At 69.4% G+C, this 15,362-nt stretch carries 14 protein-coding genes; 10 read left to right on the plus strand and 4 right to left on the minus strand.

Features of this window, described 5'->3' with window-relative positions; genetic code table 11:
- Nucleotides 1–170 precede the first annotated feature (170 nt).
- Genes BA062_RS35320 through BA062_RS35355 form a run of 8 tightly spaced genes read left to right on the plus strand, consistent with a single transcriptional unit; the run spans nucleotide 171 to nucleotide 8,837 of the window.
- Nucleotides 171–1,250: an amidohydrolase family protein gene (locus BA062_RS35320; RefSeq protein WP_245960165.1), complete on the plus strand. Its 1,080-nt coding sequence runs from the start codon at nucleotides 171–173 to the stop codon at nucleotides 1,248–1,250.
- 21 nt (nucleotides 1,251–1,271) lie between these two features.
- Entirely contained in the window at nucleotides 1,272–2,408 is a 1,137-nt protein-coding gene (locus BA062_RS35325) for an amidohydrolase family protein (protein ID WP_110343502.1), read from the plus strand.
- Nucleotides 2,405–2,911, plus strand: a complete 507-nt coding sequence (locus BA062_RS35330) for a Rieske (2Fe-2S) protein (RefSeq protein WP_110343503.1) — start codon at nucleotides 2,405–2,407, stop codon at nucleotides 2,909–2,911. Before BA062_RS35325 ends, BA062_RS35330 begins: the two co-directional genes overlap by 4 nt.
- A gap of 20 nt (nucleotides 2,912–2,931) precedes the next feature.
- Complete coding sequence (locus BA062_RS35335) at nucleotides 2,932–3,906, plus strand: PDR/VanB family oxidoreductase (RefSeq protein WP_110343504.1); 975 nt, start codon at nucleotides 2,932–2,934, stop codon at nucleotides 3,904–3,906.
- A gap of 46 nt (nucleotides 3,907–3,952) precedes the next feature.
- The gene (locus tag BA062_RS35340; RefSeq protein ID WP_110343505.1) at nucleotides 3,953–4,684 is read left to right on the plus strand and encodes an SDR family NAD(P)-dependent oxidoreductase; all 732 of its coding nucleotides are present in this window, start codon (nucleotides 3,953–3,955) and stop codon (nucleotides 4,682–4,684) included.
- A 26-nt stretch (nucleotides 4,685–4,710) separates the two neighbouring features.
- Nucleotides 4,711–5,883, plus strand: a complete 1,173-nt coding sequence (locus BA062_RS35345; RefSeq protein WP_110343506.1) for a thiolase domain-containing protein — start codon at nucleotides 4,711–4,713, stop codon at nucleotides 5,881–5,883.
- Entirely contained in the window at nucleotides 5,880–7,448 is a 1,569-nt protein-coding gene (locus BA062_RS35350; RefSeq protein ID WP_110343507.1) for an AMP-binding protein, read from the plus strand. The genes BA062_RS35345 and BA062_RS35350 overlap by 4 nt, the downstream gene beginning before the upstream one ends.
- Nucleotides 7,449–7,502: 54 nt before the next feature.
- Entirely contained in the window at nucleotides 7,503–8,837 is a 1,335-nt protein-coding gene (locus BA062_RS35355) for an MFS transporter (protein WP_110343508.1), read from the plus strand.
- 65 nt (nucleotides 8,838–8,902) lie between these two features.
- Here the strand turns inward: BA062_RS35355 and BA062_RS35360 are convergent, their stop codons facing one another.
- The 3 genes from BA062_RS35360 to BA062_RS35370 form a co-directional block, all read right to left on the minus strand.
- Nucleotides 8,903–9,169 (minus strand): hypothetical protein, encoded by a 267-nt coding sequence (locus tag BA062_RS35360; RefSeq protein ID WP_110343509.1) that lies wholly within the window; start codon nucleotides 9,167–9,169, stop codon nucleotides 8,903–8,905.
- Nucleotides 9,170–9,415: 246 nt separating this feature from the next.
- Nucleotides 9,416–10,360: an LCP family protein gene (locus tag BA062_RS35365; protein WP_245960166.1), complete on the minus strand. Its 945-nt coding sequence runs from the start codon at nucleotides 10,358–10,360 to the stop codon at nucleotides 9,416–9,418.
- A gap of 250 nt (nucleotides 10,361–10,610) precedes the next feature.
- On the minus strand, nucleotides 10,611–11,066 hold the full coding sequence (locus tag BA062_RS35370) for a hypothetical protein (RefSeq protein ID WP_146240126.1): 456 nt from the start codon (nucleotides 11,064–11,066) through the stop codon (nucleotides 10,611–10,613).
- 82 nt (nucleotides 11,067–11,148) lie between these two features.
- On the opposite strand from BA062_RS35370, the gene BA062_RS35375 reads away from it, so the two are divergent.
- Both BA062_RS35375 and BA062_RS35380 read left to right on the plus strand, forming a co-directional pair.
- Nucleotides 11,149–13,251 carry a bifunctional polysaccharide deacetylase/glycosyltransferase family 2 protein gene (locus tag BA062_RS35375; RefSeq protein WP_110343511.1) on the plus strand — a complete coding sequence of 701 codons (2,103 nt, stop codon included), beginning with the start codon at nucleotides 11,149–11,151 and terminating at the stop codon, nucleotides 13,249–13,251.
- 213 nt (nucleotides 13,252–13,464) lie between these two features.
- A complete protein-coding gene (locus BA062_RS35380) occupies nucleotides 13,465–14,004 on the plus strand; it encodes a manganese efflux pump MntP (protein ID WP_110343512.1) in 540 nt (179 codons plus the stop codon).
- Nucleotides 14,005–14,184: 180 nt separating this feature from the next.
- Here the strand turns inward: BA062_RS35380 and BA062_RS35385 are convergent, their stop codons facing one another.
- On the minus strand, nucleotides 14,185–15,318 hold the full coding sequence (locus BA062_RS35385; protein WP_110337431.1) for an IS701 family transposase: 1,134 nt from the start codon (nucleotides 15,316–15,318) through the stop codon (nucleotides 14,185–14,187).
- Between the last annotated feature and the right edge of the window lie 44 nt (nucleotides 15,319–15,362).

Genomic DNA, 15,362 nt, shown 5'->3' on the forward strand with positions numbered 1-15,362 from the left:
GTCAAGCTCCACATTATGGAACTACGAACTGGGCATTCGCGTCGGTTGATTGACGGGGTTTGGCCTGGCCTCGCACCGTCGGTGGCGCTGAGGAGCTGCTTCAACGACGAACGGAGAACTCCATGGGTGCTCCCGCCATGACGACCGGCGGTGCAGGCACGAACCGTTCCGTGCCAGAGGGCCGTAGGGCGGCCGTCGTGGACTGTGATGTCCACGCCGTCCTTCCTTCGGCCAGGAACCTGCTGCCCTACCTGGACGACTACTGGGCCGATCAACTGGTCGCGCAGCTGGCTCCGTACTACGAGCCCGGCTACCACCCGCCCGCCTCACCGATCGCGGAGCGACCCGGGGCCACGCCCGGTCCGGACGGGCGCGCCGGCACCGCCGTCGACGCACTCGTCGCGGACGTCTTCACCGACGGCGGACCCGACTTCGCCGTGCTGAACTGTCTCTACGGCGTCCAGCAGATCCACCAGCCGCGCCGGGAGATCGCCCACGCCCGCGCTCTCAACGACTGGATCGCGCGGGAGTGGCTGGACGCCGACGACCGGCTCCGGGCCTCGATCGCCGTACCGCAGGGCACCCCCGACGCGGCGGCCGAGGAGATCGACCGGTGCGCGGCCGACGGCAGGTTCGCCCAGGTGCTGCTGCTCGGCCAGTCCGAGCTGCCCTACGGGAGGCAGATCAACTGGCCGATCTGGGAAGCCGCCGAGCGTCACGGTCTGCCGGTGGCCCTGCACATCGGCGGGGTGTTCCGGCAAGCGCCGACCTCGGTCGGCTGGCCCAGCACCTACCTGGAGTGGTACGTCGGGCAGCAGTCCAACCTCGAAGCACAGCTCGCCTCGATCGTCTCCGAGGGCGTGCTGCAGAAGTTCCCCTCGACCCGGATCGTGGTCAGCGAGCTCGGGTTCGGCTGGGTTCCGCCGTTCCTGTGGAAGTTCGACAAGCTCTGGAAGAGCTACCGGCCCGATGTGCCGTGGCTGACCGAGCGGCCTTCCGACCTGATCCGCCGTCACGTCCGCTTCACCACCGCCCCCTCCGACGGCTTCGAGCAGCCGGGAGCGCTTGATCGCCTCGTCGACCGGCTGGGCTCGCAGGACATGCTCGTCTACTCCAGCGATTACCCGCACCGCCATCACTCCGCGCCGCGCGAGATCGAGAACGGCAGCTCGGATCCCGCGCTGATCGACCGGATCCGGCGCGCCAACGCCTTCGACCTCTACGGCCTCAGCGTCCCCTCGGACCTCTGAACCGACGGAAAGGTGACCACGATGACCACATTGCAGGAGCGGCCGTACACAGTGGACCTGCCGGTTCCGAGGGTGACCACCGGCATCGCCGACGTCGACATCCATCCGGTGCCGCCGGCGGACGCGCTGACCGCGTACCTTCCGCGTCGCTGGCGGGAGATCGTGCGCGAGTACGGGGTCCGCACCACCAACGGCCTGTTCAACCTCGGCGAGTACCCGCAGCTCTACGGCGGCGCCATGCGGGCCGACACCTGGCCGGAAACCGGTTTCCCCGGCTCCGATCTCGACCTGATTCGCAAGCAGTTGCTGGATCTCTACGACGTCCAACTCGGTGTCCTGCAATGCATCTCGCCCGGCGGGCAGGCCCTGAATCCGGCATCCCAGGCACTGCGTCCCGAGCTCGCCGACGCCCTCACCCGTGCGGTGAACGACTGGCAGCTCGAGCACCTCGTGCGGCCGGAGCCCCGGTTGCGTGCCGCGATCTCGGTCGCCTTCGAAAGTCCCGACCTCGCGACCGCGGAGATCGACCGGCTGGGTTCGCATCCCGGGGTGGTCGCGGTCCTGGGGCTCAGCAAGACCCGCGATCCGCTCGGCAGCCGGCGGTACTGGCCGATCTACGAGGCGATGATCGACAACGGGCTGCCGATGCAGGTCCATCTCTCGCAGGGCGGCGGAAATCCCAGCACCGGCACCGGTTGGGCGTCCTACCACACCGAGTACCACGTCGGGCAGGTGCAGAGCTTCCAGTCGCAGCTCCTCAGCCTGGTGCTGTCCGGGACGTTCGACCGTTACCCGGAGCTGCGGATCATGTTCGTGGAGGGGAATGTCGCGCACTTCGTGCCGTTGCTGCAGCGCCTGGACTACCACTGGGAGACGTTGCGCAGCGAGGTGCCCGATCTGCAGCGCAAACCCTCGGAGTACCTCGCCGACCACGTCTGGGTCTCGACCCAGCCGATCGACGAGCCCGACAAGCCCGCCCACTTGGAGGAGTACATCGAGGAGTTCGGCGCCGACAACGTGCTGTTCGCCTCCGACTATCCGCACTTCGACTTCGACGCGCCGAACGCGGTCTTCCCGCCCTCGTTCCCGGCGGAACTGAAGGACAAGATCCTGCGCGGCAACGCCGTGCGCTTCTTCGGCCTGGAGGACGGCGCGTGACCCGCTACATCGTCGCCAACGCCACGGACATCGCGCCGGGCGAGCGGAAGATCGTCGAGCTGGAAGGCCGCTCGGTGGGCATCTTCAACCTCGACGGCGAGTACTACGCCCTGTTGAACAGATGCCCCCACGCCGGCGCGCCGCTCTGCGAGCACGGGACCGTCTTCGGCGTCTCGTCGGCCGAAAGCCCGGACAAGCCGATCGACTACGAGCGGCAGCGTTCGCTGCGCTGTCCCTGGCACGCGTGGGAATTCGACATCCGCACCGGTGTGTCGTTCTACGACCCCCGCAACGCGAGGGTGCGCAAGTACGAGGTGGACGTCGTCCCCGGCTCGCCCCAGGACGTGGCCGGCCCGGACGGCGGCCGTCAGGAGGGGCCACTGGTCCTCGAGGGCTACGCCGTGTCGGTCGAGGGGGACGTCGTCGTCGTCGACACCAGCCGGCGGCGGCCGGGCCGTACCCGCGAACAGGCCGCGGAACGCCGTCCCGCCGCCACGGCCTGAGCGATCTCAGCGGAGGAGTCATGATCGCCAACCCAGCCGGGCCCACCGGCGAGCCGCGCGAACTCGTCACTGTCGTCGCCACCAAGGACATCGTCGCCGACGATGTCGCCGTCGTGGAACTCGAGCCGGCGAAAGGGGAGCGGCTGCCCGCATGGACGCCCGGGGCCCACCTGGATCTCGTGCTGGAGCCGGATCTCGTGCGCCAGTACTCGTTGTGCGGCGACCCGGAGAAGCCGGACGCCTGGCGCATCGGCGTCCTGCGGGAAGCCGACGGCCGCGGCGGCTCGGTGCACGTCCATGACCGCGTCCAGGTCGGCGACAAGATCCGCTGCCGGGGACCCCGTAACAACTTCCCCCTCGTCGACGCGGCCGAGTACGTCTTCGTCGCGGGCGGCATCGGCATCACGCCGATGTTGCCGATGATCGCGCGCTGCGCGGCGCGGAACCGTCCGTGGAGTCTCGTGTACGGCGGACGCACCCGCGCTTCGATGGCGTTCCTCGACGAGCTCGCGCCCTACGGCGACCGCGTCACCGTGCGTCCACAGGACGAGTACGGGCACATCGACCTCGCGGCGGCGCTGGGCGAACCCCGGGACGGGGTCGCGGTCTACTGCTGCGGACCGGCTCCGCTGATCGGCGCCGTCGAGGAGTACTGCACCGCGTGGCCGGACGGGACGCTGCACGTCGAGCGGTTCCGCGCCGCCGAGAACGTGCTCGACGGGCGGAACACCGCCTTCGAGGTCGTCTGTGACTACTCGGAGATGGTCGTCGGCGTGGCCGCGGGGCAGACGATCGTCGACGCGCTCGCCGCGGCGGGCATCGCGGTCCCGACCTCGTGCCGCGAAGGGACCTGCGGTACCTGCGAGACGGTCGTCCTCGACGGCGTTCCCGACCACCGCGACTCCTATCTGAGCCCGCAGGAGCGCGTGAGCAACGAAGTGATGACCCCGTGCTGCTCGCGGTCACTCACCCCGCGCCTCGTCCTCGACCTGTGACCCCGGCCGGAAAACGCAAAACCACTGCACGAAGGAGTGCGCTGACATGAGTGACCAGACGAGCACACCGGCCGGGTCGGCCGTGATCGTGGGAGGAGCCCGCGGAATCGGGCTCGCCGCCGTAGGCCTCGCCGCTTCCCGCGTCGCCGCGATGACCGTGCTCGACCTGCCCGAGGAGGCTCCACAGGTCGGTAAAGCCTTTCCGGGCGCGCGGTACCAGTGTGCCGACGTACTGGATCCCACGAGCCTGGAGAAGGGCTTCGCGCTGGCCGCCGAACGCGGGCCGGTGACGAGCGTCTTCGTTCCGGCGGGCATCACGCTGCCGGCCCCGCTGCTCGAGGTGCGCCAGGAGGACGCGCAGCGCTGCCTGATGATCAACATCATGGGGGCGGTCAACACGATCCAGGCGGCGGCGCCCCACCTCGCGCCGGACGCCTCGATCGTGCTCTGCGCGTCCGTGGCCGCCTACACCGGCGGTGGCTACATCGGTGGACCGGTCTACGGCGCCTCCAAGGCCGCCGTCATCAGCCTGACCAAGGGTGCGGCCCGGGAGCTCGCACCGCGCAAGGTCCGGGTCAACTGTGTGGCCCCGGGAACCACCGCCACCGGGATGATCGGCGACGACCCGGACGTCCACGCGATGTTCGTCGAACGTTCGCTGGTCGGCAGGCTGGCCAGCCCCGAGGACATCGCCGAGTCCGTGCTGTACCTGTGGTCGCCGGCTTCGTCGTTCATGACCGGCGCCGTGCTCGATGTCAACGGCGGAATCAGGCTCTGAACTCCCGCCCCCACCTGGAGGTTTCCATGACACAGCACCCGCATTTGACCGGCTGGGCGCACACGCGGTTCGGCAAGTCCGAGCAACCGGACGTGGAGTCGCTGATGGCCGAGGTCAGCGCCGCCGCCGTCGAGGACTCCGGGCTCACGCCCGACGACATCGATGCCGTCTCCGTCGGGGTCTACGGCACCGACACGACCAACCAGCGGTTCGAGGCCGCACTCGTCGGCACCGGCACGCCCGAGCTCGCCGGTGTCCCCGCCGTGCGTTCCGAGAACGCGTGCGCCACGGGCAGCGCCGCGCTCTACGCCGCGCTCGACATGATCGAGGCCGGCCGGGCCCGCGCGGTACTCGTCGTCGGGGCCGAGAAGATGACCCGTGCCCCCGCTGCGACAGTCACCGACGTCCTCCTCGGCGCCGCCTACCTGCCCACCGAAGGGCGATACGGCAGCTTTCCCGCCGTGTTCGCCTGGCTGGCCCGCGAGTACGCCCGGCGCTACGGCGACCCCCGTGACGCGCTCGCCCGCATCGCCGCCAAGAACCACCGCAACGGCGTGGACAATCCCTACGCCCACTTGCGACGCGACCTCGGCTACGAGTTCTGCGTGACCGCATCGGAACGCAACCCGGTCGTCGCCGATCCGCTCCTGCGCACCGACTGCTCCATGGTCTCCGACGGTGCCGCCGCCATCGTGGTGACCACGGCCGACGTGGCGCGCGCCGCCCGCCGGGCGGTCGCGGTGCGAGGGCGGGCGCAGGCCAACGACCCCATGCCGCTCACCTCGCGGCCGGATCCGCTCGCGTTCGACGCGGCCGCCGCCGCCTTCCGCGGCGCGCTGCGCGAGGCGGATGTCGGTCTGGCCGAGCTCGATCTGCTCGAGACACACGACTGCTTCACCGTCGCCGAGCTCCTGCAGTACGAGGCCTTCGGGCTCGCCGAACCGGGCAAGGGAAGCCTGCTGCCCGCCGAAGGTCGTACCGACCGTGACGGCGCGTTCCCGGTGAACGTGTCCGGTGGGCTCAAGGCGAAGGGGCATCCCATCGGGGCCACCGGGGTGTCCCAGCACGTGCTCGCCGCGATGCAGCTCGTCGGTGAGGCGGGCGGGATGCAGCTGCCCCGGGCGCGACGGGCTGCCGTGTTCAACATGGGCGGCGCCGCCGTCGCCAATTACGCGACCGTCCTGGAGGCCGGCCGATGAACACCCCGACTCGTGCCGTCAACGTGGCGGAAATGCTCGCGCAGACCGCGCGCCGACTGCCCGAGGCCACCGCGGTGGTGCACGGCCGGACCCGGTGGACCTGGCGCATGCTCGATGAGGCCGCCGACCGGGTGTGCGCCGAGCTTCGGCGCCGGGGCGTGAGCCGCGGCGACTGCGTCCTGCTGCACGGCCACAACCATCCCGAGTACATCCAGTCCCTGTACGGGATCTGGCGCGCGGGCGCGGCGGTGGCGCCCACCAACGTGAGGCTCACCCCGGCGGATGTCGCGGTGATCGCCGACGTGTGCCGGCCGGTCACCATGATCGCCGCGGCGGACGTGGAAGCGCACGTGGAGGCCGTGCGCGACGTGACGGGATTGCCGGGCGGCGTGCTGTGGCTCGGAGCTGAGGCCTCCGCCGATACCGTCGCCGCGCTGCCTGCCGCGTCACCCGCTCCGGAAACGGTCTACGTGGGCGATCATGCGTGGTACTTCTTCACCTCCGGCACCAGCGGGTCGCCCAAGGCCGCGATCCTGACCCACGACCAGCTCGGGTTCGTCACCACCAACCACGCCGCGGATCTGATGCCCGGCCTGTCCGAGACCGATGTCTCGCTCGCTGTGGCTCCGCTGTCGCACGGCGCGGGCGTGCATCTCCTGCCCCAGGTCGCCCGCGGCGCGGCGACGGTCCTTCCGGAGGGCCCGGGGCTGCGGCCGGAGGAGGTGTGGGAGCTGGTCGAGCGGGAGCGGGTGACCAACATGTTCACCGTCCCGACCATTCTGAAGATGCTCGCCGGGGACCCCTCGGCCGACAAGTTCGACCACTCCTCGCTACGGCACGTGATCTACGCGGGTGCCCCGATGCTCAACGCCGACCGCGACCACGCGCTGGACGTCCTCGGACCGGTTCTCGTGCAGTATTACGGCCTGGGAGAGGTCACCGGCAACATCACCGTCCTCACGCCTGCCGACCACGGCAGGCCCCAGCCACCCGAGTTCGAGATCGGAACCTGTGGCCGGCCCCGGACCGGCATGCAGATCGCCATCCTCGACGCCGACCGGACCGAGCTCGGGCCGGGCGAGATCGGGGAGATCTGCGTGGCCGGCCCCGCCGTGTGCGCAGGCTATCTGCGCAACGAGGAGGCGACGGCGGCCGCGTTCGACGGCGGCTGGTTCCACACCGGCGACCTCGGGGCCGTCGATGAGCACGGCTACCTCTACATCACCGGGCGCGCATCGGACATGTACATCTCGGGCGGGTCCAATGTGCACCCCCGCGACATCGAGGAGAAGCTCGTCGCTCACCCCGCGGTCGCCGAGGCCGCGGTGCTCGGCATGCCACACCCGAAATGGGGCGAGATCGGGGTCGCGGTCTGGGTGCGCCAGCCCGGTCACGACACCGGCGACGCCGAGCTGCGCGACTGGCTCGAACCCAAGCTGGCCCGGTACAAGCTGCCCCGCCAGTTCATCCGCTGGCGGGAGCTGCCCAAGTCCGGCTACGGAAAGATCGTCAAGCGCACCATCCGTGATCAGCTCATGGCCGCGGGCTGGACCGCGCCCGACTGAACATTCCCTCCGAACCGGCCTCCTCCACCGGCAACCGATCGAAAAGAGGTTCCCGTGAGCAACTCGTCAACGTCGACGACACCGCCGGCCGCCCGCTGGCGGCGAACAGGTCTGCTGCTCTTCCTCGTTTACCTGGTCGCCTTCGCGGAGCGGGCGAACATCAGCGTCGCCGCACCCGCGATCAGCGCCGACCTCCACCTCGCCGCGACGACGATCGGCGTGGTGCTGTCGGCGTTCTTCTGGGGCTACATCCTCACTCAGGTCCCCGGCGGCTGGCTCGCGGGAAAGATCGGCCCGACCAAGGTCATCGCAGGCGCACTGTTCTGCTGGGGTGTCGTCTCGATCGGACAGGCACTCTCCGGCTCCACCACGGCGATGATCGTCTGGCGGTTCCTGATGGGCCTGTCCGAGGGCGTGGTCTGGCCGGCGTTCGCGGTCATGTTCGTCGTCTGGTTCCCGCTGCGGGAGCGAGCTCGTGCGGCAGGTCTCTCGCTCTTCGCGCTCCCCGCGTCGTCGATCATCATGGTCCCTTCGGCGGGCTGGCTGATCGAGACCTGGGATTGGCGTGTCATGTTCGTGGTGCAGGGCCTGCCCGCGTTCGTGCTGGCGTTCGTGGTGTTGCGGTACCTGAAGGACTCGCCGGAACAGGACGCCAGGCTGTCCGACGCCGAACGTGACCACATCCTCGCGACCCGTGCCGAGCGCGCAACCGGCGCCGAGGCCGCCTCGTTCTGGACGGTGTTGAGGTCACCGGCCGTCTGGGCCTGCTGCCTCGTGTACTTCCTGTGGTTGACCGGTTTCTACAGCTTCGGCCTGTGGCTGCCCACCGTGGTCGGGCAGCTGTCCTCACGGGGAATCGGCGCGGTCGGGCTCCTGTCCGTCATTCCATTCGCCATCGCCGGCGCGGCCATGCTGTTGAACTCGCGGGCCGCCGATCGTTCGACGCGCCCGAAGTCCTGGTTCGTCATTCCGCCACTGGCCGTCGGTGGCGTCGCGCTGCTGTTGCAGCAGTTCCTGCCTGCCACGCTGGGCGTCCAGCTGACGCTCATGGTCGTCACCGGAATCGGTGTGTACGCGGCGTTCGGACCGTGGTGGGCATGGGCCCTGCAGTACATCGCTCCCGAACAGGCGGGCCAGGCCAGCGGGATGATCAATCTGATGGGCAGTTTCGGCGGTGTCGTCGGCCCGGTGATCGTCGGATTCGTCGCCACCGAGGGACACGCCGCGAGCGGGCTCTACGTCCTGGGTTTCTGCCTGCTCGTCGGCGCCCTCGTCGCATTCGGCATCGCCCGCGTCGCCCCGCGCAACTGGGCGGCCACCACCGCGGCTGCCGCCGTGAGGGCGAAGTCCACTGTGCTCGAACACTCCGAAGAGGCCCCGAAGCGGTAGTCACCGCCGCTGCAGAGACGGCCTTGCGGCGCCCGCGCGACCACCGTGCGGGCGCCGCCAGCGCGTCAGCGCGCTGTGCCGCAGAGATCGAGTGCGATCGCCGAGAGTTCGTCGACGAGGTGTGGCCTGCCGGCGTAGCGGCGGGTCCGGGTGAATTCGTTGACCAGGGCGAGGGCGCCGTGGATGCGGAGCCTGCCGCCCGCTTCGTCCACCTCGGGGTTCGCCCGGCGGAGCAGATGGACGAGTTCGGCGACGTATTCCTGCTGGCCGGCGCGTGCGGGCGGGAGATACCGTTCGGGCAGGGCCGCGACCTCGTGAACGAGGATCGCCATCAGGTCGCCGTGCTCGATGCGAGGTCTGGGAACCGCTTCCTGACAACACCCCGCCGCTGCGACCGGCCTGGCAACCGGAAGCTCGCTGCCGGCACGGGAACTCGGGTTCGCGTGCGCTCTCGACGGTCGCGGACCGCGTCCGGCGTCGCGGGGTCTCCAAGACGCCGTGAGGGCGGCGTACCGACCGACCCTGCGCAACGCGATCCGCCCGCCCAGCTCAACAGGCTCCGCCGCTGGCCCGCGGCCTCACTCGGCGCGCAGCCGCGCGAAGAGGGCGTTCGCCCTCTCCTTGTCCCACAACAGAACGGAGCCGATGCCGGGCACCGTCGACGAGCCGTTCACCGGCACCGTCCTGGTGATCAGGCCGCCCTCGCCCGGGTCTCGTAACGCGAGGGCCAGCTGGGCGAGGTGCTGCAGATGGTCGCCGTCGGAGAACGAGGTGCTGGACAGGGCCTGTCCCGTCAGCGGGACAAGTTTGACCGGGTTGAGCAGGACCGCACGGCTGGCGCATTTCGAGATCAGGGCCGACAGGAAATCCTGCTGGTGGTCGGCTCGCTCCAGGTCGCCATCGGCGAACGCGCGGGTGCGCATGTACCCGAGCGCTCTGGCGCCGTCGAGTTCCTGGCAGCCGCGGGGGAGATCGAGGTTGATCTTCGGGTCCCACACGTGTTCGGCGAGGCACACCCGCACGCCGCCAACGGCGTCGACCATTCCGGCGAATCCGCCGAAACCGATTTCCAGATAGTGATCGATGTGCAGGCCGGTCATGTCCTGCACCGTTCTGGAAAGCAATGTCGGACCGCCGAGGGCGTACGCCGCGTTGAGCTTGTTCTGGCCGTGGCCGTGGATCGGAACCAGTGAGTCGCGGGGCAGGCTGATCAGGCTGGGCGGCGCCGCTCCGGACGGGATGTGCAGCACCATGATCGTGTCGGTACGGGTTCCGCCCGCATCGGCCTCGCTGCCGGTGTTGAGGTGTCGCCGCTGCGCCGCGGACAATCCCTCCCGGCTGTCGGTGCCGATCAGTAACCAGTTGGTGCCCTCGGCCTCACTGGGCCGTCCGGAGTAATTCATGAAAGCAGGCACGCGCTGCAACGAGAAGTCGAGGTACACGGTGGTCGCGCACGCGACGAACACCAGTGACACCGCCGTGATCAGGAACAGCCTGCCAATCCGGCGAGCGAACGATCGCAAGATTTCCCTTACCTACTCAGTCGTTAAGTAACCCACATGCTTCCCATCAGTCACTCTTGTCTCAATAGTGACCGCATGGTTATCGTACTGTGCCCATCTGGCCCCAATGAGTGAGTGCCTTGTGGGTGAAGACGTCCGACTCAACCACCGGGAGTAGTGAATTGCCTGGCCATCGCCTCGACAGCCGCAGAGCCGCGACGAGGAGAACCAGCCCAGCACGGCCCAGGCACGGCCGCCACGCGCGGACGGGTCAACGACGGGCGCCCACCCGCAACCGGGCACTGCCCCGGACGCATGGCTCCCGCGCCTCCGCGCTGAGCGCAGCCGAGACGACACCGATCTTCCTGGGCCCCGGATTCGGCCTGCCGCGCCGCGGCGACCGCCCGGTCTTCGTCGACGCCACCGGCCGCAGGCGGCGCCTGGTCCGTCGGTTCGCCCTGTTCACGAGCTTCGTGTTCACCTGCGGCGTATTCCTGCTCATCGCCGCGATGTTCGGTGCGGACAGCAGACCGCCCCTGGTGACGCGACCGCAACCCTCCGTTCCCCGCCCGCCCAGCGCGCCCGCCTCGCCCGTCACCTCGGCCTCCGCACCGCTGCCTGCGTCGAGCCGCCCCCATCCGCCGCTCGCACCGGCGGAGCCTGCCGGGACGGCGAATGACATCCGCACCACCATCCAGAACCCGCCCGTCCTGTCGGTGCTGGTCACCACGGCGGAGGTCCCGGCGCGGCCGACCCAACCAACGCGCACACGTCCTGACAGGCCAGGGCAACAACGCTGAGGCGCGGCAGTGTCCCGCCGCCGCAAACCTGCGAAATCCCCCCGCGCGCACTGGCTGTTACTCGGCCTCCTGCTGTCCGGCATCAGCGCGTTGCTCACGGTGAACATCCTGGTCTCCGGTCAGCTCGACAACGGAGAGAGCCGGACGGCGGGGTCCCGCGAGTTCGTGCCCGAGTCCGTGTACTCCGGCGGTTCGGTCGTCGACCCTCGTGAGCCAACCGTGCGGCACCTGCCCGCGCGCACCATCGCGCTGACCTTCGTCGACGGGCCGGATCCGCGCTGGACACCCCGGATCCTGCGCGTACTCGCCGAACACCGGGTGCGCGCCACGTTCTTCGTGACCGGGGCGCATGCGGCGCGGCACCCCGAGCTGGTCAGGCGGATCCTGGCCGAGGGGCACGAGATCGGTAACCGCACGATGACCCGGATGGACCTGCGGGAGGCCGGTGACACCCGGGTCCAGCTCGAACTGCAGGCCACCGACCTGGTGCTGGCCGGTGCCGCGGGGATCACGACGAACCTCGTGCAGTTGCCCTACACGACCACCGGCTCGCTGGACTCCGGGGCGTGGAAGGCGATGCTCCGCGCGGGCAACCACGGCAGGCAGGTCGTGGTCGCCGATCTCGACTCGCGGGACGTGCGGCAACCGGGCGCCGAGGCGATTGTCGCCAACTCCACACCCCCCGACGATCGCGGTGCCGTGCTCCTGATGCACGATTCCGCGGGCGTGCAGACCGTCACCGCACTCGATCGCCTGCTGGGGTCGCTGGCGGAAAGGGGCTGGCGGGTCGACTCCGTCGGCGGCGCGTTCGGTGTGTCCGGTGCGACCAACCCGGCCGGTGTCCTGGAGCGGGTCACCGGACTGCTGCTCGGCTGGTCGGTGCAGGCCGCCGGGTGGCTCGCGGGCGCGCTCCGGATGCTTCTCGTGGTCGCCGGGGCGCTGGCGATCCTTCGCACGCTGGTAGTACTGATCGTCACCCCCATCCACGTGCGGCGGGTTCGGCGCCGGCGGCTCTCCGGGCCGACCGGCGAACCGGTCACCGTGATCGTCCCGGCCTACAACGAGGAGGCGGGCATCGCGGCCACCGTGCGGTCCGCACTCGAGTCCCGCTACCCGGCGGAGGTGATCGTCGTCGACGACGGTTCCACGGACCGGACGGTGGAGGTGGTGCGGCGGCTTCGCCGGCTGCATCCCCGCATCCGGCTCATCCGGGGCGAAAACGCGGGTAAGGCGGCGGCGTTGAACGCGGGCCTTGCCGCGGCCCGCTCGGAGATCGTGGTCATGGTCGACGGCGACACGATCCTGGACCGCGACGCCGTGGGGTGGCTCGTCGCGCACTTCACGGACCCGAGCATCGGTGTGGTGTCGGGCAACGCCAAGGTCGGTAACCGGAAGGGACTGCTCGGCCGGTGGCAGCACATCGAGTACGTGCTCGGCTTCAACCTCGATCGCCGCGTGTACGACGTCCTCCAGTGCATGCCGACCGTGCCGGGCGCGATCGGCGCCTGGCGGCGCTCGGCCGTGCTGAATGTCGGCGGAATCTCCCACGACACCCTCGCCGAGGACACCGATCTCACCATGTCGCTGGAGCGGGCCGGGTGGCGAGCCGTCTACGAGGAGAGGGCGGTGGCCTGGACAGAGGCGCCCGCGACGGTCGGGCAGCTCTGGAAGCAGCGCTACCGCTGGTGCTACGGAACGCTGCAGGCCGCGTGGAAACACCGGCGAGCCGTGGTGGAACGCGGCGCGGCGGGCAAGCTGGGGCGGCGTGGCCTGCCGTACCTGCTGCTGTTCCAGGTGCTGATGCAGGTGCTCGCGCCGGTCATCGACATTGTGGCGTTCTTCGGGCTGTTCACGGCGGATGCCGCAGAGCTCGCGGTGACGTGGTTCGGTTTCCTGCTGCTCCAGCTGGTGCCGGGTGTGCTCGCGTTCAAGCTCGACGGCGAGCGTCTGCGTCCGTTGCTCGTCCTGCCGTTCCAGCAGCTCGTCTACCGGCAGCTGATGTACCTGGTGGTGATCCAGTCCCTCGTGACCGCGGTGGCGGGCGCCCAGTTGCCGTGGCACAAGCTCGAGCGCACCGGACTCGCACACTCCGGGTTGGCGAGGAATCGCTGACGCCTCTCCCGGAAACCGCGTCCACGCGGAACAGCCGGACCTTTTTCGATGTTCGATTGGCGAAAGGGAGGATTACCATCATGCAATTCCGATATTCAATTTGACCCGTTTGTCTCGTGGATGTTCTGAGCTATTATCGGCAACTATGGCGGAGGGTCGCCGGGACACAGCCGCTACTGCCGGAGTCGGTCGTCACCGGGCAGCGATGTCGCCATGATCTGGGAAGTGCTGGTGCTCGGTTTCGTGCTGAGTCTCGACAACTTCCGGGTCTCGATCGCGCTCGGCACCGTCCCATTCGGCCTGAAGCGCGCCCTGCAGGTCGCGCTGACCTTCGGGCTCTGGGACGCGATCATGCCGCTGGCCGGGCTGTTGATCGGTCGCGAGATCGGGGAGTCCGTCGGGGACGTCGCCGAGTGGGTGGGCGCGGCCGCGCTCGGCGCGTACGGTCTCTACCTCGTGATCTCGGCCGTCCGTAACCCCGAGCCGGACGAGCTGGACCACCCGTGGGCGCTGTTCGGCATCCCGTTGACGCTGAGCCTGGACAATCTGCTCGCCGGCGCGAGCCTGGGGATTCTCGGGCTCTCGCCGTGGTTCTCGGCCGCCGTCTTCGGGGTCATGACCGCGGTGTTGTCACTGGGCGGGCTGCTGATCGGGCGGTTCGCGGCGCGCCTCATCCGGATCCGCTCGGACCTGCTGAGCGGGGTCACCCTGATCATCGCCGCCGTGGCGTTGCCGTTGGTGTTCGGCGGCTAGGCTAGTACTGCAACGGCAGTTAGGTGAGTGGGTGGCCGCGGCGTTTGTAGTGGCTGAGCCGGGCTTGGTGTTGTCGTCGGCGGCGCCAGCGGGACCAGGCCCAGACGTGGTGAGCGGTGTCGGTGACACGCAAGACCAACTTGGTGAGCAGGCGCCGGATCTCCGGTAGCGTGAACCCGATCATGCCCGGCTCAGCGACGTCAGCTCCCCTTTTGTGGCGAGGGATCGGGAGACGGCGAGCCAGGCGTGGGCGAGCATCGACAGGGTGATGTGGGCATACCACGCTCGCCAGGACCGGACCTGATATTGATCGAGTCCAGCTTCGTTCTTGGCTTGCTGGAAGCACTCCTCGATCCGCCAGCGAGCTCCGGCGATCCAGGCCAGATCCAGCAGGGTGGAGCGGCGGGGTCCGTAGCAGACGTAGTAGGCGATCTCGGTCGGGTCCGAGAGCGAGCGGCGGGCGAGCAGCCAGTGCCCGCGCCCGGCCTGCCAGCCGATCCGGATCGGCACCCGCGCCCAGTCATACTCTCGTGGCCCGTGTGCCCCGGCCCCGACCGACAACCGCCGCCACGCCCGAGCGGGCAACTCCGCGATCAGCTCATCGGCTCGGGCCTCGCCACCGCCGGTGGTGACCAGGGTGTCGTTGACCTTGGTGGCCAGCACGTGCGCGGCATCGTGGGCTTCCAGCCACAACCGCAGGTACTTGACCTGCCCATACGCCTCATCAGCAGTGATCCACGCGAACGGCACCTTCGCGGCGAACGCCCGCGCCAGCATCGCCATGGCTTGACGCGGCTTGGTCTCGAACTCGGTGCCCTCCGGGATCGCTGCCCGCCGGCACCGGTCCTGGTCGGCGATCCACGGCTCGGGCAGATACAGCTCCCGGTCGATCAGCGCATGCCCACGAGACGAGGCATAGGCAAGAAACGTGCCGATCTGGCAGTTCTCGATCCGACCGGCTGTTCCCGAGTACTGCCGCTGCACCCCGGCCGAGCGCGTGCCCTTCTTCAGGAACCCGGTGTCGTCCACGATCAGCACGCCACCGGGCTCGCCGAGGTGCTCGATGACATAGTCGCGAACGTCGTCCCGGACCCCGTCGATGTCCCAGTCCGCCCAGCGCAGCAGCCGCTGCATCCCATCCGGGGACACCTCCCCGGCCTGCTCGGCCAGCGTCCAGCCGTTCTTCCGCTCCAACCCTGCGACCAGGCCCGATACGTACTCCCTAGCCCGATTCCGCGGTTCAGACCGTCCGAACCGGCCCGCGATCCGCTCGTGCACCCGGTCCAGCTGATCCATCACCACATCGACCACCACCGGGATGATCTACCACAACACCGCCAACTGCCGTTGCAGTACTA

The sequence above is a fragment of the Prauserella flavalba genome (assembly GCF_003202235.1).
In the GTDB taxonomy this organism is placed as follows: Bacteria; Actinomycetota; Actinomycetes; order Mycobacteriales; family Pseudonocardiaceae; genus Prauserella_A; species Prauserella_A flavalba.

What these genes read in the sequence shown, in the direction of transcription:
- BA062_RS35325 (WP_110343502.1), top strand. Translation starts at nt 1,272, where the DNA reads ATGACCACATTGCAGGAGCGGCCGTACACAGTGGACCTGCCGGTTCCG.
- BA062_RS35335 (WP_110343504.1), top strand. Translation starts at nt 2,932, where the DNA reads ATGATCGCCAACCCAGCCGGGCCCACCGGCGAGCCGCGCGAACTCGTC.
- BA062_RS35340 (WP_110343505.1), top strand. Translation starts at nt 3,953, where the DNA reads ATGAGTGACCAGACGAGCACACCGGCCGGGTCGGCCGTGATCGTGGGA.
- BA062_RS35345 (WP_110343506.1), top strand. Translation starts at nt 4,711, where the DNA reads ATGACACAGCACCCGCATTTGACCGGCTGGGCGCACACGCGGTTCGGC.
- BA062_RS35350 (WP_110343507.1), top strand. Translation starts at nt 5,880, where the DNA reads ATGAACACCCCGACTCGTGCCGTCAACGTGGCGGAAATGCTCGCGCAG.
- BA062_RS35360 (WP_110343509.1), bottom strand. Translation starts at nt 9,169, where the DNA reads ATGGCGATCCTCGTTCACGAGGTCGCGGCCCTGCCCGAACGGTATCTC.
- BA062_RS35380 (WP_110343512.1), top strand. Translation starts at nt 13,465, where the DNA reads ATGATCTGGGAAGTGCTGGTGCTCGGTTTCGTGCTGAGTCTCGACAAC.